Raw genomic sequence first — 19,439 nt, 5'->3', positions numbered from 1 at the left:
ATTATGAAGAGAATATTGATCGCAGTGGCTTTTCTTATCGTTGGCATGTCGTATTTGTCGCATGCGCAGGACAACAATAAATCGCTGGCTACAGCCAACTGGGCTACCCTGGCTAAGGTAACTTACAAGGTAGGTAAAGACGAATATGGAGAGCTGAGCATTCCGGTGTTTGGTGATGAGATTCAAAAACTTGCAGGCAAGGAAATTGAGCTTCCGGGTTATATCATACCTTTCGATGGGATGTTTAAGCCGGATCATATCATTCTGTCGTCGCTGCCTGTTGCTGCGTGCTTTTTCTGCGGCAGCGGTGGCCCTGAATCGGTGATTGAAATTTATCTTAAGGAGCCAATTAAGTATACAGCCAACGGAATAAAGGTGAGAGGTAAACTTGAGCTGAATGAAACGGATTACAACCAGCTGATGTATATTCTGAAGGATGCTGTGATGGTAGGGCCGGCGAACTGATGCAAACGAAGAGAGTTAAATAACCAATGGCTAAGAAAATGAAAAAGGTGATATTTCTTCTTTTCATGGTGGCAACGGCCACTGCGTGCTCCAGTGAACAAAAGGAGCAGAAGGATGCCTTGATGGCTGAAGTGATGGCGGCACACGATGAGGTAATGCCTAAAATGGGAGAGCTGAGAAAAACGGCGAAGGATTTACAAGCAAAGGCAGACTCGTTGAGTACTTTGACTGATCAGGATTTTGCTGCTGAAATAAGCACTTTGAGGCAGACGGCCGAAAGAATTGAAGATGCCAATGAACGCATGATGGAATGGATGAGGCAGTTTGAAATGCCTGACAATGAGGCGCCGATTGCGGAGGTCTTGGTCTACCTGAAGGATCAAAAGGAAAAAATAGACAAGGTGAAAGACGAAATGCTGAAGTCGCTGGAAGAGGGGAAGGCGCTGCGGTAGTTTGGAGTAGCCAGCCTTTGCTGTGAGACTTGCGACGAACGCAATTGATTAGCCCGTCTATCCACCAACAAGCAGGTAAAAAAATAGAGGCTGCCATCGGCAGCCTCTTCTGTTTATTTGGTCTCGCAATCTTTTAAAAACGCCGCTACGTCATTCACATCAATTAACCCTTTTTTGTTGCCCCACGAATTGGAAATGTAGGTGAGAATTTCTGCTATTTCCAGGTCTTTCAAGTTGAGCATGGGCATGACACCGTCGTATTCGACGCCGTTTACCGTAATTTTACCACTTTGGCCATTTTTAATGATGCAGGCGGCTTTTTTGGCATCGGCCATCAAAAAGTCGGACCCGGCAAGGGGTGGGATAAGCGCTGCCAGCCCCTGGCCCTCCATCTGGTGGCAAGCAGAACAGTTTTGCTTATATAGTTGTGCCCCCTCGCTCATGTACTGGCGTAGTCTGATGCTCGTTCTCTCATCGAGCCCGTCGTAAATGTCGTCGGATTTTGCTTCTTGCTTTTTGTCGCCTGAAGAACAGCTTGTCATTGAAATGCTGGCAGCCATGAACGAAACCAGTGCCAATGCTAAAATTCTCTTTCTACTCATGATTTTTCTTTGTTGTATTCTTTAAGTAAAATTTTCATGTCTTCCATCAGTTCATTTACCGCTTCCTCTACCGTGCCATCGTAAACCCCTCTGATCCGGCGATCTTTGTCCACCAAAAGAAAGGCGCCGCTATGAATGTAACCACCAGGAGCATCGGGATCCTCACCGGCTACAACCATGTAGCTGGTTTCTCCCAGGTCGTAAATAGCATCTTTGTCGCCGGTGACGAAGTGCCAGCGGTCACTTTTTACACCCAGCCGTTCTGCAAAATCGTGCAACACCGCTACGGTGTCATGCTGCGGGTCAATAGAATAGCTTAGCAGGCCTACTTCTGGATTGTCCTCAAATGCTTCGTATATACGTATCATTTGCGTTTTCATGATCGGGCAAATGGTGGGGCAGCTTGTGAAGAAAAAGTCGGCCACATAGATTTTGCCATCGTACGTTTCGTTGGTCACCCAGGCACTGTCCTGATCGAGAAACCTGAAGTCGGCAATGGTGTGGTAGATAGTGTCGGCTGTTGTTACGCCATCAATTTCTACCGTCGTCACTTCCCTTCTGCCAAGGATGGGTAGTTTTTTTTCGCCTCCGAAATTGGTGCAGGCACTAAGGCTTACGACCGCCATTATCGAGAATATTAGTTTTTTCATTTTCAATCCTTTGAATTAGTTTTCTCTCTCCACTTCTTATAACTCCTTATGGCGAACATGAGTGCCCCGGTAAAAGCTATCAGTCCTCCCATGCCCCATGCCAGGCTTACAATGTTTTTGAGCACCACAAGGAAAACGGTGGCTACAAGAAGAACGGTGGCTATTTCATTGAAAATGCGCAGGTAGTAGCCGGAGTCTTTATAGACATCCTTCTGCAGGTTCCTGAATTTTACATGACAAACCCACTGATAAACATAGAGGAAGAACACGAAAACCAGCTTGGCGATCATCCATGGCTGGGTGGCCAGTGCCCACCCCAGGGAGTTGAGCACAAGCGGGCCGAATACCAGCGTTAAAATGGCTGATGGCCAGGTAATGCCAAACCAAAGCAGCTTCGAAATACGCTTGTATTCTTTGGTGAGAATGCTGCGCTCAGGCTCCGGCTTTTCCTGGGTTTCTGTTTGATAGATAAACAAGCGAACCATATAAAACAGGCCTGCAAACCAGGTGACAATAAAGATGATATGAAGCGCCTTGAGATACAGATAAGACATGCTTGTCCTTTTGCCTCAAAAATAGTGGCTGAAAGGCGAATGTCCTTGCTTTGGCCAGAATAAAAGCGTGTATTTCTTACGGTGAAGAAACCAAAAGAAAAGGCCATATTCAGGTGCCGGTGTGGCAAGTGTTTACAAAAGGGTTACTACGTCCCCCACTTTCACTAGTCCTTGTTTTTCTACAACGGCATTCATGCCAAAAAGCACCTTGTGCTCGTGTTTTCTGAATGTTGCCAGCGTTTTTGTGGGCTCTTTGCCCATTTTGCCGGTTTCCTGATCGATAGTGGGCACCTGACACCTGGCGCAGGGCTTCAGGCAGTGGAAAATGGCATCTCCGGCGGAGAGTTTCCCCCAGGTGTCTTCTTCAAACGGTTTTGAATTTGCCACTACAATATTGGGACGAAACCTGTTCATAGGAATGGGCTGTTCGAGCTTGTCATTCAGGTCTTTCAACGAGGCATCGGATATGAAAAGATAGGGATAGCCATCGGCAAAGCTCACCATGGAATTGGCTCCGTATTTTTTTTCCACTTCTCTTTTCTTGCTTTCGTGCTGAAAGCAGAACCATACTTTTTCGCCGAGGACATCGGAAAACCAGTCGTTGAAGTTTTTTCCAACGATCCGTGCTTCCACTTCATCGTCCCAAATAGTTACATTTTCTTTGCTGCCAGAATAGTGTTGGCTGTTCAACGGCACCATAATGGAGCTGTCCTCGTAGGTGATGACCAGCGATTCTCCAATGATCGCCGTGTGGATCAGAGCCAGCATAGGCGTTTCCCTTTGCGAAATGAATTTGCCTGTCGTGTCGGTTAGCATCCAACGCCTGTCGTACCGGAAGCCTTTTTCAAGCGCCTCCGCCTCTTTCACGCTTATCCCCTTCAATCCCTTCACAGGGTAAATATTCAATTCGCTAATCTGCAACGCCATGGGCAATGAACTTTTTAGATGGTAAATATGGTTCCTTTTGCTGAAATTGCTTTTGTTTCAACCTTGATTTCCTGCCAATTATGAGTGAACGCACCAGTTTATGGTATTTTGAGGAGGTAGATCTTTATCACGTGCTCTGCCCTCACAAAGTACCGGACATGAAAGAGAGGCACACGTTTAATCATTTCCAGAAGGATCAGTTCATTTATTTTCCCAACGAACCATCGAGTCATATTTACCTTATTGCTGAAGGGCGTGTTAAAATAGGTTCCTATACCGAGGACGGCAAAGAAATCCTGAAGGCCATTCTTGGTGCCGGGGAAATTTTTGGTGAGCTATCGATTGCAGGCGAAGAGCGGCGGACAGACTTTGCGCAGGCGCTGGATCCCAACACGACGGTTTGCCCTATGACCATCGACGATATGCAGGAGTTGATGAAGGAGAACCAGGCCTTAAGTTTGCGGATTTTTAAGTTGATGGGCCTTCGCCTCAAGAGGGTGGAGCGCAAACTGGAATCGCTGGTATTTAAAGACGCCCGCAGCAGGGTGATTGATTTCATCAGAGAAATGGCAGAAGAGCGAGGGCAAAAGGTAGGCTATGAAATGCTGATCAAGACAAAATTTACCCACAAGGACATCGCCAGTCTCACAGGCACCAGCCGCCAAACCGTAACCACCATCCTCAACGAGCTGAAATCTCAAAATGTAATCAATTTTGACCGCAGGAGGATATTGGTGAGGGATATGGAAAAGCTGAAGTAGTTGACGAACTCACAGCTTGTGACGGAGTAGGGTTTATTATTCCAAAATCACTTTTGCTGTCGAGTCATCGACTCCATTCACCATAATTTTTTTTCCATCTGTAGTGACGATTTCTATAAATGGGCCTTTGGTAGATTGAAGAAAGAGCAGGCATTCTCCGAGTTGTTCAACCATAAAATGCCCCTTATAAACATCGCCCATATGAAAGCCGTTTGTTTTCAAACCAATCTTGCCGATTTCGTTCACCAGTCTGGCGCTTTCGATTTCCGCTTTTGTTCCAAAGAAGCCGGATATGGTAATCGTTCTTCCGTCGACAGTGATTTGTGCAGGTTGGCTGGAATAGTATAGAAAACCGCCTGTTCCGACAAAGAGTATGATAACAAAGGCGATGACTACAGCGAACTTGCCCGGAGACCTCTTGTTGTGATCATATTTTTGAGCCTGAATAAGCATGAAAGGAATTGGAACCATGACAGCAACGATCAGCCAAACACCTGCCATGTTTTGCCAACCCATCCAATCCAAGATCAAACCCCCGACAATTACCATCAAGCCCATGGCAATCAGGTAGTTTCTCATCATCGACGACAAGCCTTCGATGTCTACATTTTTTCGTTTTTCCTCCGACATCGTATTGTAGCCAGCAATAGCCATCGGGTTTGCTTTTACCAGAAAGCCAATCCCAATTAAAAAGCCGCCTATGATAAGATTGATGAGCAGGTCCATTGATTAAAAATAGGAAAATGGACGCAGGTTTTCCAATTGCCATTCTGATAAAAAGAAAGGTGGTGTACCCGCTCAAGGGCTCGAATGAGTGGCTCGCTCAGGAAAGCCGACCCATGTTTACCTCTCCCAGTATTTGCTCCTCTTGTAGTCCTTTAGCCGAAGCTTTCTACCATCCCAGGCGACCATTTCCACGAGGATATTTGGATAGGCTTGCGTGAAGATGTACTGGTTGATTTTTTCTTCGTCCAGCTGTACCGTCACTCGCCAGGTATCTTGCTGCGGCAATCCACCGGGTAGTGAGTCGATGGCTTCAAGTGGCGCCACGCTAAACTCGGCATCGTAGACCCGGGGCATGTCGGCCCGGCTATTGATTTGTGTAGCATACACCGGCATGCGGAACCACAGTTTGTCTTTGAATTTCAGGGTTCGCAGTGTGTAAGGCAGCTGATCTTCCCAAAGCGGGGTAGCATCCAGCATTTTGGTATCGTCGCCCTGTCCGTCCCAGTAGCTGTGGTAGGTGTACTCCAGCTGACTGCCTTTTTCCTTCAGCATTTTGAAAGTGTTGCCGCACCACTCCTGGCTGGAGTTGGTGAATTTGTGGATTTGCACCGGGTTGTTTCTGTGAAAGAAGATGCTTGTAAGAAAGTGGTAGGGGTAATTGTCAGTTGGGATATCAGCAAACTGGTTCACCTTCATTACTTCATAGAGGTCGGTTCTTTCGTAGTTATCCGTTTTTACACCGAACTCAATATTGAAATCCTCCTTTACCAGGATATGGACGTAATCAAAATAGCGGGGTTTGTTGTAGATGGTTCGTGCGGCATTGTAAATGGCCACCTCAGCCTGTCCGTCGTCCCATAGTTCATTTTTGGCCCAACTTGTGTCGAAATATTCATTGAGCCCCCGTTCATCAGATGAGTCAAATACTTGATCGCAGGCCGTTGCCAATAGCAGAACGACTAAAGCAAAAAGGAATGGGCTGTAGGTCTTCATTCTATATTAGTGTTTTGAGCCTCCCCAAATCATCGATGGTGTCCACATCGCTCAGAGGCGGGAGCTTGTGGAAGTCTTTGTTTTGTCTTTCTATATAGTCAGTTGTCCTTTTGTACACCGAGCTGGTGCTCCACTCAATGCCCTTGAAGATACCGCTGTCAAAAGTTTTCATTCCCAGCAAATAGTAACCTCCATCACGAGCTGGGCCAATAATGAAATCACGAAAAGCAAGACACTCAAAAGCCTTTTCGATATAGAGGGTTTCCAGTTCCAGACAATCGCTGCCAATGATTGCTGCCCTTTCATAGCCAAGCCCGAGCACTTCTTCGAACGCATTGGACATGCGCTCGCCAAGGTCATCGCCCTTTTGCTGTTTCAATATGTATCCGGCGTTAGAGAAAATATCGTTTTCGGGAATGAAGCTGGAGTAGAAAACGTATTTGTCCTGCACGAGATCAGCGGTGATGTCTTTAGTGTGCTGCAAAAGCTCAAGATAAACCTCAAGCGCCTTTTCTTTACCAATGTCTTTTGCGAGGCGGGTTTTCACCTTGCCCATCTCGGCATTTTTCACAAAAATAATGAGAGCTTCTTTAGTCATATACTTTTATCCCTTCCTTCAGCCACACTGACCAAAGCTTGTTGTAGCAATGCACACTGTCGGTTACCTGGTTTTTCGAATTTACCACTGTGTGCCCTTCGTTTTTCCACTCAAAAATCCCGCCGTACAGGTTTTCCACATCAGTATAGCCCAGGGCTTTCAGCTTTTCTCCAATTTTTTCGCTTCGATAGCCGACGGAGCAATACACCACAACCGGCTGATCTTTGGCAATGTCTTTGACCATTTCAGGCTTGAACGTTTCGTAGTCTACCCATTTGGCGCCCGAAAGATGGCTAACATCAAACTCAGCTTTTGCTCTTGTGTCAAGTAAGATTGGCTTTTTTGCCTGATGGATACTTGCCAGCGAATCGGCCGAGATGGTAGGCACCGACCTGCTGTAAAGCGTAGAAAGGAGCAAGTCGTAAGCACTTTGCGCTTGCGTAAACTGTGGCAAGGCAATGGCGAAAACGAGCAAGAGTAATCTTCCTGGTGTTGTCATCTCTTTAATAAGCTTATTGCTCCCTGTTTTGTTCTCTGGGGTAACACCACTTCCCACATAAAAACTCCAATAACCAACAAATATTCTGTGATGATGGCCCACCAGGGAATTTCGTAGCCAGTCGCTGTGTAGCCAATATATGTCCATAGAATGGCATAAGACCACACAATGGGGAATTTATAGCCCGAGAACACGGACAGGGCTACCAATGGCACCACATACCATGGGTGGACGGTCGTAGCCGCCAGGTAGTAGATGAAAAAAACGATACTTAGCACCTGGAAAAGACTTCTGTCTTTTGGCCAGTTTGTCCAACTCACCATCAGAATAAGAAGCCCACCTGAGAGTGCTAATCGTGGCCCAAGTGTGGCAATAATGTTGTAGCCTTTCCACCAAAAGCCTATTTCCCGGAACAGGTAGTAGAACGAGGCATTGAACTCGAACTTTCGAAAATAGAGATCGAGGCTTTCTCCCTGCCCGGTTAGCCAGGTGAGGTCGATCAGTGGCAGAAAGAAGAGCAGTGATCCCAGTACGGTAACAAGCACTACTTTCCACCAATTCTTTTTACCACCGGCAAACATCAGCACCGGCCCGGCAATGACGGGTGTAAGTTTGGTGGCAATAGCTGCTGCCAGCGCCAGCGGCCCGGCAAACAATTTCTTGTCGGCGATTAAAAGGATCGAAAGAATGAGAAACAAAGCCATCATGCCTTCAAAGTGCAGATTGTCAGACACTTCTATGATGACCAGTGGATTGAGGGCATAGATGGCCAGCAGTGACGAGGGTCTGCCAGTTTTTTTCAGGTAGCTGGCGATAACATACAGAAAGGCTACTTCTGTGCCTATGAGCATCAGGCGCATTGGCAAAACAGCGCTAATCAATGATCCGTCGTAGGTAGCGGTGCTCAGCCAAAATACCAGTTGATGAAAAGGCGGGTACACTGTGAAGTATTCTTTTGAATTGAGCCCATCGTAGAGCTCCGTTGTCAGTGTGGGGATAGCATTACCCTCTTCCATGTAAAATGATGGCGGGTGGCTGAATGGATGGATGCCCTGATGCCACAGCAAGCCATCCCATATGAATCGGTAGAAGTCATCAGAAAGCGCCGGGAGGGCGAATAGGAAAATCAGGCGGAACAGGATGGCAAGGCCAAGAATCCATTTCAATTCAGCTTTTTGTAAAGCCAGGAAGGCGAGAAAAAGTAAAGCGAATGAGCCCTGAAGGATCCAGGCGTCTGTTCTTTGAAGCTTGTAGGCCAGCAAAAAATAGGTCATGCAGGAGAGTCCTCCGGCGATAGCCCATTTAACCCTTTGAGGCAGCAAACCCATAAGGTTTAATTGAGAGTAAGAAGATACCCCCGAAGCCTATGGTAAGCATCAGGTGAAAAAATATCAGTCCAAAGTCGGACAGGTAGAAGGCCGACCATAAGCCAAAGGCAAAGTAAACGGCCAGGAGCCCCTCTACGATGATGGCGGGCGTCAGCTTCCAATTGACGTACTTATTGGTTTTCCAGGAAATTTGATCCTTTAGCACATTGAATTTGGGCGTGCGCAAAAATGGCGTCTTAATGCCGAGCCAACCTTCAAGCACCGCAATGGCATTGTGAAGTGACATGCCCATAGAGAAGGTGATGAACATGGGGAAATGAACGAGGAAATATTTCAGTGTCTTTTTGGGAAATGAGGAGCCGCTGGCAACCCAGTAGAAATAGCTAACAAAGAGAAAGCCTAATACAAATACACTCGCCGCATTGAATAGCGTGCTAAATGTGGGCAAATGATTCATTGTGTAGAGCAGGGGTAGGCTTAGCAATGAAGCAGTGAAAAGGAAGAAGAAAAGGGAGCTGTTGAGCAAATGCTGTACGGCATGAAGCTTGTTTTTCAGCGGCAGGGCCGATGTGAGCACAGCACCCAGGTTTTTTCTGGCTGTTTCGGCGGCGCCTTTGTTCCAGCGGTACTGTTGTGACTTTACTGCCGGCATAAGGATGGGCAGCTCAGCAGGAGACTCAATATTTTCAAGGAACGTGAAATGCCAGCCTTTCAGTTGAGCTCTGTAGCTAAGGTCGAGGTCTTCGGTGAGAGTATCTGCGGTCCAGCCGCCACCATCTACTATGCACTCCTTTCGCCAGATGCCTCCAGTGCCATTGAAGTTGATGAAGCTGCCAGATGCGCTACGGCCTGTTTGCTCTACCGAAAAGTGGGCGTCGAGGCCAAAGGCCTGCAGTTTGGTCAGCCAAGAGTAGTTGCGATTGAGGTGACCCCAGCGGGTTTGCACCATGCCCACTTTTGGGGTGGTAAAGTGGGGTAATGTTTCCTTCAGGAATTGAGGGTCTGGCAGGAAGTCGGCATCGAAAATAGCAATAAACTCAGCACGGGCCTGTTCAAGCCCGTTCTGCAAGGCTCCTGCTTTGAAGCCTGTTCTTTCTTGTCGTTGCAGCACTTTAATGTCGAAGCCCTTCTTTTTGTATTCTTCAACCAGGTTGTCTACAACAACGCAAGTCTCATCGTCGCTGTCATCGAGCACCTGAATTTCCAGTTTATCTTTCGGGTAGTCGAGCAGGCATACTTGCCTGATCAGCCTTTCCACGACGTAGAGCTCGTTATAAATAGGCAGCTGTACGGTCACCAGCGGGAACTCTGTCAGTGGAGCAATTTTCGCTGGCGTTAACTTCTTGCTTTTGCGGTAGCGAATGGCCAGGTGTAGCTGTCCCAGGCTGAACAGAAAGATCAGCGACAAGGAGAGTCCGTACCCAATTATTACCAGCCAGTCGATCATAAGTACCTGAAGATTGTCCAAAGTATTTTGTAGCCTGCGCCGAACGTGCCTTTTACCGTGCCCGACACTTTGGAAACACCAATGCGCTGCCGATAGTTTACCGGTACCTCGGTGGTTGGCATCCCCAATTTAGCCGCTTTTAGCTGCATTTCTACAGTCCAGCCATACGTTTTGTCCTGCATGTTAATGCGCAGCAGGCTTTCATATTTCACAGCTCGGAAAGGTCCAAGGTCAGTAAACTGCACCCCGTAAAACCAGCGGAGGAGGGTGGTGGCCAGCCAGTTGCCAAACACCTGCTGGGGTGTCATGGATCCCTTTTCTTTTTTGCCAAGCGCTCTGGAGCCGATCACGAGGTCAGCCTTGCCATCTATAATCGGCTGCACCAGTTGGTACATTTCTTCAGGATAGTCGGAGTGGTCACCATCAAGAAACACCACTATATCCGGCAGGTCGTTGACCTGGTTTCCGATGTGCTGCAAGCCGCAAAGACAAGCGTTGCCGTAGCCTCTTTTTTCTTCTCTCAGGGCTGTTGCACCCCTTGACTGCGCCTGGCCAAAGGTGTCGTCCGTTGAGCCATTGTCGACTACGATGATTTCGGATACCAGGGCTTTAGGGATCTCGTCAATCACCATACCTACGGCGTTCTGCTCATTGAAGGCAGGAATGATGACTTTGATATTGGGTTGGCGCACTTACGGTTGATTTACATGCAAAAATAGGGAATGGATTGGATTGGGAGGTCGGGGTTGGGACAAAAGGTTGGCATTAGTCCATATCCGCATCTTTTATCAGGCGTTTGATTTCGGACTTTAGCAAGGGGAGGTGTTTTGTCAAAATAGCCCAAATGTTTTCATCGGAGATATTATCGTAGGAATGAATGATTTGATTTCTCAACCCAACGATTCTGATAGCATTTGTGATTGGGAATTCGGGCTCCTTGTCAAGAACCCTTCGAACGGCTTCGCCAATAATTTCCAGATTTCTCTCGACACCTCTCTTCAAAAGAAGATTTCTTTGGTAGCTGATAAAGTCGTGTGCTTGCCCGTCGAAATAGCTTTCAATTTCATTGATGGAGCCATCAATGTCATATAGCCACTTCAGTACCTTTTCGTCCATAAACCAGCGCCTTGGTTCTATTGATAGATTTAATTAGAATAGGATTCCGAAGGGTTTGGACTTCTAAAAGATCCACTTTTCTGCCGAGTAGAGATTCCAAAGATTCTTTCAGGTTCATATAGTTGTCGAAATAGTCGGCCAAATTCACATCACCAAACTTCACCAGAAAATCGACATCACTGTCAGCATCAAAAGAGTCTGATAGTATGGAACCAAAGGCGAACAGCTCAATTACCTTGTGCTTTTTGCATAGGGTGGATATTTCGTCAATATGATCCTTGATGATTTTCATCCGTCGCATGTAAATATAACAAATATTTTTCTCTCATAATTTAGTCCAGTAACGACTCCCGATATGCCGAGAGTATCTCCAAGAGTAGAAATAACTCTATTGATAGTTGCTTGCCAGGCCCACATCGCCGAAACCGTTCTTGGCCCCGGATGGGCAAGTACCTCTGTCAACGCCGGTACCTTTCGCACCAACTCCATTGGCAGTGACAAGGATCGGCAGCTTGCGGCTTACCATGATTCAACTGGCGATGTGGTGCTGGCAAAGAGGCTCAAAAGAAGCAGGAGCAATGCCTGCTGAGGAGGTAAGGGTGGTGAAGTGGTGTTATTGACCTTGAGTAATGGGCTCTTCGAAAATTGAGTTATTCTCCTTGCCATATTTTCCAAAGAAAGATATCGCTTCCTCCAAAACTTGTTAATGCAGTAGATCCAAATGTAACTGTTTCAGTAAAGCTTCCGGTAATGTGGACAATACCGTTAGCTCCAACAGCCAAAGCCTGACCATAGTCATCTTCCGGTCCGCCAGCTTTTTGAGCCCATAGAATTTCCCCACTCGGATTGTATTTGGCTACAAAGGCATCACGACTGTTCATTTCTGTAGTGAGACCAAAATCGTCAAAGGCGCTGGTTGAGAAGTATCCAGTTACATAAATATTCCCGTTATTATCGAGGTCAACGGATCGAGCGTTGTCGTAATTATACCCTCCTTCAGTTTTCACCCAAACTAGATCGCCCGAAGAAGTCGCAAATTTAGCAATGAGGATATCTTCGTTTCCTTGAGCAACAATAGGGGCTGAAGCAATTGTGGCTGATCCCGTAAAGTATCCTACCCCGTAAAGGTTCCCCTGACTATCAGCCGCTAAAGAGTAAATATTATCATAGTTACCACCCCCAAGTTGTTTTACCCAAATCGGATTCCCCTCTGCATCGAGCTTTGCAACAAATGCATCCAAAGAACCGAGTGACGTAAGAGATTTGTCCCCTAAATGAGTAGTTTCAAAAAACGCACCAGCCAGGAATAACTCATCGTTGGCATTAATTTCAATAGCACTTCCAAAGTCGTCAGAATCTCCCCCCATATTTTTTGCCCACAATAAATCTCCAGACGCAGAATTCAACTTCATAATCAATAGGTCGGTGCCGCCGTTAGAAATCAAACTGGATGATCCAACTGAAATTGACTCTGCGAAGAACCCGGCTAAATATAGATTTCCAGCTAGATCTGATACCATTGAACTAAAAGAAGGAACCTGTGAACTATTGGAGACAAAGGTTTTGACCCACGCTACATCTCCTGATGTATTTAATTTTGTCACAAACAGATTGCTGCCCGATTCCCCTTTCACAATTCCCCCAAACGACGCTTGGTTAAAAATTCTTCCTGCCACATATAAATTGCCCAACAGGTCAACAACAATTGTTGCCGGGATATCGGAATCTGCGCCTCCTATTTGCTTTACCCAAGTCAGGTCACAATTGGAATTGTATTTTGCGACAAAGATGTCGTCCGACCCAAAAGAGCTTAACAAGGTTCCTGCAAAACCTGCGGATCCTCTGAATGAGCCAACTATATACGTATTACCGAAACTATCAACTCCAATACTGTTGCCCATATCATAATCGCCACCACCGGCGGCGGCTTCAATGACTACTTCAAATGTCGCCGTACTTGTTGTCGAATTACTTTCTGTTGTCACTGTAATTTGTCCGGAAGTGGCTGTCTCAGGAATTTTGAAAGTTATCGTTGTCGCACTCACTTGGCTGACAATCGCAGGCACTCCATTGATATTCACCGAGTTTCCGGTGGGCGAAATGCTAAACCCTGACCCAGTAATTGTCACAGTTGCCCCGACTGCACCAACCGAAGGTGAGAATGTGCTTATCATTGGTAGTACAGCAAAATCTTCGGGAGAAATAACAGTATGACTGCTAACCGTGACAGTGATTTTTCCAGTCGCTGCCAGTTCGGGCACCACCACAAGTATTGACTTAGCAGTTGAGGACGAGACAGTTGCAGCTACCCCATTGAACATTACAATGTTTTTGGATGGCTCAGGACTGAAACCTGACCCAGTTATTTCAATGGTGGACCCTATGGTTCCATTTTTTGGAGTAAAGCTTTCAACTATTGGTGGGACGATGAATTCTTCCACTGAATTTGTAGAAAGTTCATGTACAGTTAGTTCGAACTTTCCAGTTATTGCTTCCTCAGGCACTATAATATTTAAGGTAGTTTCGGTTGAAGATACTATCGTAACCGGAATGCCACCAAGTGTAACCAAATTTTCTTCTGGGGCTGAACTGAAGTTTTTTCCAGTGATTGTTACTTCTGACCCACTCGGCCCAAATGATGGCGAAAAGCTGGCTATTTCTGGAGACTGGAACACTGTGAAGGCAATATCAGAAATGCCAGTCTGACCATTTACGGTGACAGATATTTTCCCGGTAGAAGCAGTGGCAGGCACCCTAACTACTAAGCCCGTGGGGGTTGCCGAAATTACAGTTGCTGTAGTTTCATTGAGCTTTACAATATTTTCTTCTGCTAAATTGCTAAAGTTTTCACCCAAAATGGTCACAGTGTCTCCCGCAATCCCGTTGTCTGGGCTGAAGCTAGAGATTACCGGAACGGGCTCTGGGTCTTCTTGACCGCATGAAACAATAAAGAATATACTTGCAAGGAATAGAATAGACACACAGTGCCAAACAAGAACTCGTTTATTAATCATGATGACAGGGCTAGAAAAATTGACGGAAAAGTAGTTGTAGATTTGATGTTTATCAATCTTCTTTTCGTTTTATTTTTCTTTCGTTCGATCGAAGAGAATATTAGGCAGAGTTATACTTCTTATTCATATAATCCACCGACTCTTTGACCAGCGTCTTTAGAACGTCAACATCTACATCAGTCAACTTATTGATATAGAGACAAGACTTCCCGGTTTTGTACTTTCCGAGCTTCTGCATCAGCTCTTCGTACCGCCCAAAGCCTGGCATGATATAGAGCGTAAGGCTCGTTTTTCTTGGCGAGAAGCCTGTTATCATCCAATCACCTTCCTGTCCACTGGCATATTTGTAGCGATAGGTGCCAAAACCAACTATAGATGACCCCCACATCTTTGGTTTTTCGCCAGTCACCTCCTTCATCAGCTTCAGCACCTCAAAGGCATCATTTCGTTTTTTCTCATCTTCCACTTTGTCGAGAAAGCCTTCCACGCTTACATCGTTGACTTTTGTTTTTAATTCGTAGGCCATAGTGATGTATTTTGATTGGGGAACTAAGAAAAATCTACTTTAAATGCAAGGGACTGCAGCCCAAAGCATTACACCTTTTTGTTTTCCTTTTTATCGTACCATAGCTGCACCAGCCCCGAGGGGAAAGTCAGACTTTTTTTGAAAGTCAGGTTTTGCTCCGGGCGGCCGTCTTTAAACAATCTAATGCCGTTACCCAGCAAATGCGGAATGACCGAAACGATTACCCTGTCAATGAAAGAGTGCTTGAGCAGTTCAAACACCAGGTCGCCACCACCGTCGCAGTAGATGTCCTTGCCCTTTTCCTTTTTGAGTTTTTTAATGAGAGCCGCCAAGTCATTAAAGTACTCAACGTTTTCATCCTTGCCGGTTCTGCTATTGGATAGCACCCACACCTTTTTGTCCTTGTGATGAAAGTCTCCTCCAAATGATAATACTTTGTCGTATGTCTTCCTGCCCCAAATGACCGTGTCGATGCCAGCGGTGAATTCCGCATAGCCATAGTCCTCACCAGGCACCTGTACTTGTGACAGAAAATCAATATTGTCGTCTTCTTTGGCGATGTAGCCATCGAGACTCATAGCGATGTAGAGATTTACTTTGCGCATAATTTAAGTTTTTTGACAAAGGTCGGTAAGCTGTTGTTACTTGAATTGTAAAAATCGGACATCAGAAAAGTACATTTTTTGCCTGGCGCAATTCGCCTGGCGTCATCCCGGAAAACTGTTTTGCGTCGTGGATAAAATGCGCCTGGTCGAAATACCCGGTTTCGTAGGCGACGTCTGTGAGACTCCATTTGGCCACTTTCAACAACTCAGAAGCTGAGAGAAATCTTCTCATTTTAATGTATTCTTTTGGCCCCAAGCCCAAACACTGGTCATACTTTCTAAGTAATTGCCGATGGCTGAGCCCTACCGCCCTGGCTATCGAGTCGACGCTGACCTGGGCCAGCGATTTTTCAATGAGTGTCAGAGTGGATTGAAATGACTCTTCAGCTCTATAGTTTCGACTCAATTTCTCAATAAGAAACTCCTGAACGACTTGCACCTTCTCCTCGTCGGACAAAGTAGCCTCGACTCTTTGTTCCATCTCTTTCGCCGCTTCAGCCTGCGATTTACCAATATCGCTCAAACACACTGTTTGGTTGGCTACAATTGACATTGGAACATCGAAAAAAGGCCAGGATCGACCCGGATAAAACCATACGGTAATAAAGTGAACCTGTTTCGGGCTGGAAATATCCATAAAGCAGTTCATTCGGGACGTGATGAAGCTACTGCCATTTATTTTTCGTCCATTCACCTCAAATGAATCGGCGGTGTCGCCAATATTGACGAACAGTTCAACACATCCGTCGGGAAGTACTCGTGAATGGGGAGGGGGCTCCCACGTGCCAGGCGCCTGCATCAGGTAAATCGCCTTAACAAAGGGACGGAGTTGCTCTGGTATCTGGCAGTTTTTTAAATGTGTCATAAGCGACAGACCTAATTGTGACCCCGGGAGACGGTTCTATGACAATTTTTTACAATGTGTATAGCAGACACATTTTTGCTATTAACTACTTTGCAAGCCAAGTTTGGTAATGCCCTTTCGGGGGCAGCAACGTTTAACGTTGCACGGTTGATTAGGTTTGGTAGCCCGGTGATCTTTTAGAGCGCCGGGCTTTTTTTATTTGTTCTTTTCCGCCAGCAGCAGTGCCTCCAATTCTGCCACGGCCTCAGGATTTTCGACAGCTACATTTATCTTTTGGCCGGGGTCTGATATCTGATAGAGTTGCATAGCTGTGTCACGCCCTGACTCTGTGTTGGTGTGCTGGTAAATTGCCGGGCCATCATGTGGAGGAATGAGGTACCACTTCAGGTTACGAATTGCTTGCGTGCCCGATGCATGCAGAACCAGAGAGCTTCGGCCCATATCAGATTTCCCAAGCAACGCATCCATCACGTTTTTACTGTCGGCAATGGTGCCGGAATCCGCCGTTACACCTACCAACGATGAAAGGGAGGCTGGCAGGTCGACCTGGCAAACCAAAGCATCCGAAACGCCAGCCTTAACTGTCCCCGGCCAGCTGACAATAAATGGAACCCTCGTACCACCATCGAACAGGCTGTATTTTCCGCCTCTAAGCAGGCCCAATGGCTGGTGATCGCCGAGAAGTTCTACAGCCTGATCCTCATATCCGTCGTCTATTACAGGCCCATTATCGCTCGAAAAGACGATCAAAGTATTTTTTGACAACCCCAGGCTTTCGAGGTGTTTTGTGATTTCGCCTACACACCAGTCGGCTTCCACAATGGCATCACCACGTGGCCCCATGCCCGATTGGCCAACAAATCTTTCGTTAGGCGTGCGGGGAACATGGGGCTGGTGCAATGCAAAGTACAGGAAGAAAGGACCATCCTTTTGCTCTGTGATAAATTCCCTGGCCTTATCGATAAATACATCAGCCATGTCTTCATCCCGCCACAGGGCAGCTTTTCCACCTTTCATAAAGCCTATTCTGGAGATGCCGTTGTGAATGCTCATGTCATGACCATGACTAGGGTGCATTTTTAGCAACTCAGGGTTGTCTTTGCCGGTAGGCTCCCCCGGAAAATTCTCCTTATAGTTGATCATCAATGGGTCGTGTGCTTCAAGCCCAACCACTTTTTGGTTTTCTACAAAAACTGTTGGCACCCTGTCGTTAGTGGCAGCCATCATGTAGCTGTAGTCAAAGCCGATATCGTTTGGGCCTGGGCTAATGCGCTCGTTCCAGTTTACATTGCCGTCGCCAAGACCAAGGTGCCATTTGCCAACGACCGCTGTTTTGTAGCCAGCTTTCTTTAAAAGGGAGGGGAGAGTTGCCATCCCAGGCCGTATCAGTGCAGGTGCATCGCCAGGCAATACCCTTGCATCCTTATTTCGCCATGGATAAACACCTGTCAGCAACCCATACCTCGAGGGTGTGCAAGTGGCTGAAGTACAATAGCCTTGCGTAAAGCGGAGGCCTGTTTCAGCAAGTTGGTCAATATTGGGAGTGCTTATGGTGTTGGAGCCATAAGCGCTCACATCGCCATAGCCCAGGTCGTCAGCCAGGATAACGATGATGTTGGGTTTAGGCGTACTTTCCTCAGCTGGTTCCGTTTTGCAGCCAAGTGCTGCCACCAAAGTCACAAGCGAAAGTGCCTTTATTGAGGAGCTATTTATCATGGTTGCGCTTTGTATTCTTTGAAGTATTTTTCAAGTACAAAAGGAGGTTGGTGCACGTCCGGCTTCCTTTCGAAGGTAGTTGGGTCGTACTCCATTGGCACAATGGTTTTGGCGGTAAGCTTCAGCGTGTCGTCGGTTTTCCTTTGCCAGCTGCTTAACAAGCCCATCATTTCCCTCACTTTTACCTCATGTTCCTTTTTTCCAGCCAAATTGACTAGTTCATCAGGATCATTTTCAAGGTCGAAGAGCTGTGTGTGGTCTATCATCGGGTACCTTATCAATTTCCATTTTTTGTCCCGCACTGCCCGGTGCGTGCCTCTGTAGGTGGTGAATAGCGAGGTTCTTACACCTCCTTCTTTGCCCATAATTACCTTCGAAATGTCTTTCCCATCCACACCCTCAGGTGGTTCTATACCTGTGAGGTTGCAAAGTGTAGGGAAAATGTCGTAGAGGTAAACCAGTGCATCTCTGGTTTCATTGGCTGGCAAGCCAGGGCCTGCGAAAACCAGTGGTGCCTTCATGCTGTGCTCATACAGGCTTTGTTTTCCCACCAGCCCGTGGCTTCCCAGTGCAAGCCCATGGTCGGCGGCGTAGACAATTATTGTGTTGTCGGCAAAGCCGCTGGCTTCAATCGAAGCGATGATGTCGCCTATTCTTTTGTCGGCATGGGTAATCATGGCGTAGTATTCCCTGAGCTGGTCTTGAATCATCCCTGGGTCTCTCGGCCAGGGCGCCAGGTGCTCATCTCTTACCTGCATTTCATTTATTTCCCCAAAATTGAATGGGTGCCAGGGCTTAAAGTTGGCTGGCAAAGGAACGGTGTCTCCCGCATACTGCTCCAGGTATTGTGGCAATGGACTTCTCGGGTCGTGGGGGGCTGTGAAGGCAATGTAAGCAAAGAAGGGCTTTTCGGCTCCTTTTTGTGAGGTAATGAAGTCTATCATCGCATCAGCAAAAAGATCAGTAGAGAAGCCTTTTTCTACAGGTTCGGTAAAAGTGGAGTCATTCACTTTGTCACGGACAGCGGTATTGAAGTGATCATCCATTCCCCCCAGAAATACGTTCTTTCCCTGCTGAAACGAAGCCAGAAAGCTGTCGCCACCATTGTGCCATTTGCCAGTGCCAAAAGTGGTGTAACCATTGGCGGCCAATACCTGCGGCATGGTGGTGACTGTGTCCAGCTTGTCGTATACATGGTAAAGGCTTTTGCCACTCATGAGCATGGCTCGACTCGGGGCGCAAACTGCTCCATGAATAGAGCCCATGCAGTAGTTGTTAGTGAAGCGCACACCATTTTCTGCAAGTGCATCGAGGTTGGGTGTTTTAATAATTTCGTTACCCGCTGCTCCCAGTGCATCTGCTCGCTGGTCATCAGTGAAAATGAAAACAATGTTGGGTTTTTGAGGCTCCTCTTTCTTTTGTGAGCATCCCACCAAAACTTGACAAAAAAACAGGGCGACCAGAGAGCTGGTACTAAAAATTGGGCAATATTCTTTCCTCATGGCTAAAAATAGAAAACCATCCACATTTATAAATGGCTTCTTGCTAATATTTGCCATGCTGAATTCTATTTTATTCATTAAACTGTGATATAA

23 protein-coding genes are annotated in these 19,439 nt (G+C 46.7%); 4 read left to right on the top strand and 19 right to left on the bottom strand.

What is annotated here, in order from left to right; genetic code table 11:
• Window positions 1-3: 3 nt before the first annotated feature.
• Together ACMVP2_RS06555 and ACMVP2_RS06550 are read left to right on the top strand one after the other, a co-directional pair.
• Complete coding sequence (locus ACMVP2_RS06555; protein ID WP_339789745.1) at window positions 4-465, top strand: hypothetical protein; 462 nt, start codon at window positions 4-6, stop codon at window positions 463-465.
• Window positions 466-503: 38 nt separating this feature from the next.
• The gene (locus ACMVP2_RS06550) at window positions 504-917 is read left to right on the top strand and encodes a hypothetical protein (RefSeq protein WP_416867126.1); all 414 of its coding nucleotides are present in this window, start codon (window positions 504-506) and stop codon (window positions 915-917) included.
• Window positions 918-1,030: 113 nt separating this feature from the next.
• On the opposite strand, the gene ACMVP2_RS06545 is transcribed toward ACMVP2_RS06550, so the two are convergent.
• From ACMVP2_RS06545 to ACMVP2_RS06530, 4 genes are all read right to left on the bottom strand, one after another.
• Window positions 1,031-1,519 (bottom strand): c-type cytochrome, encoded by a 489-nt coding sequence (locus tag ACMVP2_RS06545; RefSeq protein WP_416867125.1) that lies wholly within the window; start codon window positions 1,517-1,519, stop codon window positions 1,031-1,033.
• Entirely contained in the window at window positions 1,516-2,169 is a 654-nt protein-coding gene (locus tag ACMVP2_RS06540) for an SCO family protein (protein WP_416867124.1), read from the bottom strand. The genes ACMVP2_RS06545 and ACMVP2_RS06540 overlap by 4 nt, the downstream gene beginning before the upstream one ends.
• A gap of 2 nt (window positions 2,170-2,171) precedes the next feature.
• Window positions 2,172-2,723 (bottom strand): CopD family protein, encoded by a 552-nt coding sequence (locus tag ACMVP2_RS06535; protein ID WP_416867123.1) that lies wholly within the window; start codon window positions 2,721-2,723, stop codon window positions 2,172-2,174.
• 132 nt (window positions 2,724-2,855) lie between these two features.
• Entirely contained in the window at window positions 2,856-3,650 is a 795-nt protein-coding gene (locus tag ACMVP2_RS06530) for an MOSC domain-containing protein (RefSeq protein WP_416867122.1), read from the bottom strand.
• Window positions 3,651-3,730: 80 nt separating this feature from the next.
• Between ACMVP2_RS06530 and ACMVP2_RS06525 the strand changes: the two genes are divergently transcribed.
• Complete coding sequence (locus ACMVP2_RS06525) at window positions 3,731-4,411, top strand: Crp/Fnr family transcriptional regulator (protein WP_416867121.1); 681 nt, start codon at window positions 3,731-3,733, stop codon at window positions 4,409-4,411.
• Window positions 4,412-4,447: 36 nt separating this feature from the next.
• Here ACMVP2_RS06525 and ACMVP2_RS06520 read toward each other — a convergent pair whose 3' ends face one another.
• From ACMVP2_RS06520 to ACMVP2_RS06480, 9 genes are all read right to left on the bottom strand, one after another.
• Window positions 4,448-5,137 carry a DUF3784 domain-containing protein gene (locus ACMVP2_RS06520; protein ID WP_416867120.1) on the bottom strand — a complete coding sequence of 230 codons (690 nt, stop codon included), beginning with the start codon at window positions 5,135-5,137 and terminating at the stop codon, window positions 4,448-4,450.
• A 117-nt stretch (window positions 5,138-5,254) separates the two neighbouring features.
• Window positions 5,255-6,130, bottom strand: a complete 876-nt coding sequence (locus ACMVP2_RS06515; RefSeq protein ID WP_416867119.1) for a hypothetical protein — start codon at window positions 6,128-6,130, stop codon at window positions 5,255-5,257.
• A gap of 1 nt (window position 6,131) precedes the next feature.
• On the bottom strand, window positions 6,132-6,728 hold the full coding sequence (locus ACMVP2_RS06510) for a TIGR04282 family arsenosugar biosynthesis glycosyltransferase (RefSeq protein WP_416867118.1): 597 nt from the start codon (window positions 6,726-6,728) through the stop codon (window positions 6,132-6,134).
• Window positions 6,721-7,227, bottom strand: a complete 507-nt coding sequence (locus tag ACMVP2_RS06505; protein WP_339789774.1) for a rhodanese-like domain-containing protein — start codon at window positions 7,225-7,227, stop codon at window positions 6,721-6,723. Before ACMVP2_RS06505 ends, ACMVP2_RS06510 begins: the two co-directional genes overlap by 8 nt.
• Window positions 7,224-8,549, bottom strand: a complete 1,326-nt coding sequence (locus tag ACMVP2_RS06500; protein WP_339789778.1) for a hypothetical protein — start codon at window positions 8,547-8,549, stop codon at window positions 7,224-7,226. Before ACMVP2_RS06500 ends, ACMVP2_RS06505 begins: the two co-directional genes overlap by 4 nt.
• Window positions 8,530-10,002, bottom strand: a complete 1,473-nt coding sequence (locus ACMVP2_RS06495) for a glycosyltransferase (RefSeq protein ID WP_416867117.1) — start codon at window positions 10,000-10,002, stop codon at window positions 8,530-8,532. Before ACMVP2_RS06495 ends, ACMVP2_RS06500 begins: the two co-directional genes overlap by 20 nt.
• Window positions 9,999-10,694 (bottom strand): glycosyltransferase family 2 protein, encoded by a 696-nt coding sequence (locus tag ACMVP2_RS06490; RefSeq protein ID WP_416867116.1) that lies wholly within the window; start codon window positions 10,692-10,694, stop codon window positions 9,999-10,001. Before ACMVP2_RS06490 ends, ACMVP2_RS06495 begins: the two co-directional genes overlap by 4 nt.
• A gap of 73 nt (window positions 10,695-10,767) precedes the next feature.
• Window positions 10,768-11,118 (bottom strand): DUF86 domain-containing protein, encoded by a 351-nt coding sequence (locus ACMVP2_RS06485; protein WP_151999650.1) that lies wholly within the window; start codon window positions 11,116-11,118, stop codon window positions 10,768-10,770.
• Entirely contained in the window at window positions 11,087-11,410 is a 324-nt protein-coding gene (locus ACMVP2_RS06480; RefSeq protein WP_151999651.1) for a nucleotidyltransferase family protein, read from the bottom strand. The genes ACMVP2_RS06485 and ACMVP2_RS06480 overlap by 32 nt, the downstream gene beginning before the upstream one ends.
• A 63-nt stretch (window positions 11,411-11,473) precedes the next feature.
• On the opposite strand from ACMVP2_RS06480, the gene ACMVP2_RS06475 reads away from it, so the two are divergent.
• Window positions 11,474-11,707, top strand: a complete 234-nt coding sequence (locus tag ACMVP2_RS06475) for a hypothetical protein (protein WP_416867115.1) — start codon at window positions 11,474-11,476, stop codon at window positions 11,705-11,707.
• Between the two features lie 61 nt (window positions 11,708-11,768).
• On the opposite strand, the gene ACMVP2_RS06470 is transcribed toward ACMVP2_RS06475, so the two are convergent.
• The 6 genes from ACMVP2_RS06470 to ACMVP2_RS06445 form a co-directional block, all read right to left on the bottom strand.
• Complete coding sequence (locus tag ACMVP2_RS06470) at window positions 11,769-14,132, bottom strand: IPT/TIG domain-containing protein (RefSeq protein ID WP_416867114.1); 2,364 nt, start codon at window positions 14,130-14,132, stop codon at window positions 11,769-11,771.
• Between the two features lie 100 nt (window positions 14,133-14,232).
• The gene (locus ACMVP2_RS06465) at window positions 14,233-14,658 is read right to left on the bottom strand and encodes a DUF1801 domain-containing protein (RefSeq protein WP_416867113.1); all 426 of its coding nucleotides are present in this window, start codon (window positions 14,656-14,658) and stop codon (window positions 14,233-14,235) included.
• A 68-nt stretch (window positions 14,659-14,726) separates the two neighbouring features.
• Window positions 14,727-15,263 (bottom strand): dihydrofolate reductase family protein, encoded by a 537-nt coding sequence (locus tag ACMVP2_RS06460; RefSeq protein ID WP_339789799.1) that lies wholly within the window; start codon window positions 15,261-15,263, stop codon window positions 14,727-14,729.
• Window positions 15,264-15,324: 61 nt separating this feature from the next.
• Entirely contained in the window at window positions 15,325-16,128 is an 804-nt protein-coding gene (locus ACMVP2_RS06455; protein WP_416867112.1) for a helix-turn-helix domain-containing protein, read from the bottom strand.
• Between the two features lie 195 nt (window positions 16,129-16,323).
• A complete protein-coding gene (locus ACMVP2_RS06450; RefSeq protein ID WP_416867111.1) occupies window positions 16,324-17,844 on the bottom strand; it encodes a sulfatase family protein in 1,521 nt (506 codons plus the stop codon).
• Window positions 17,841-19,403: a sulfatase-like hydrolase/transferase gene (locus ACMVP2_RS06445; protein WP_416867110.1), complete on the bottom strand. Its 1,563-nt coding sequence runs from the start codon at window positions 19,401-19,403 to the stop codon at window positions 17,841-17,843. Before ACMVP2_RS06445 ends, ACMVP2_RS06450 begins: the two co-directional genes overlap by 4 nt.
• Window positions 19,404-19,439 lie beyond the last annotated feature (36 nt).

It is taken from the genome of Imperialibacter sp., assembly GCF_048007035.1.
Taxonomy (GTDB): domain Bacteria; phylum Bacteroidota; class Bacteroidia; order Cytophagales; family Cyclobacteriaceae; genus Imperialibacter.
This window is presented reverse-complemented; position numbering and strand designations above follow the sequence as displayed.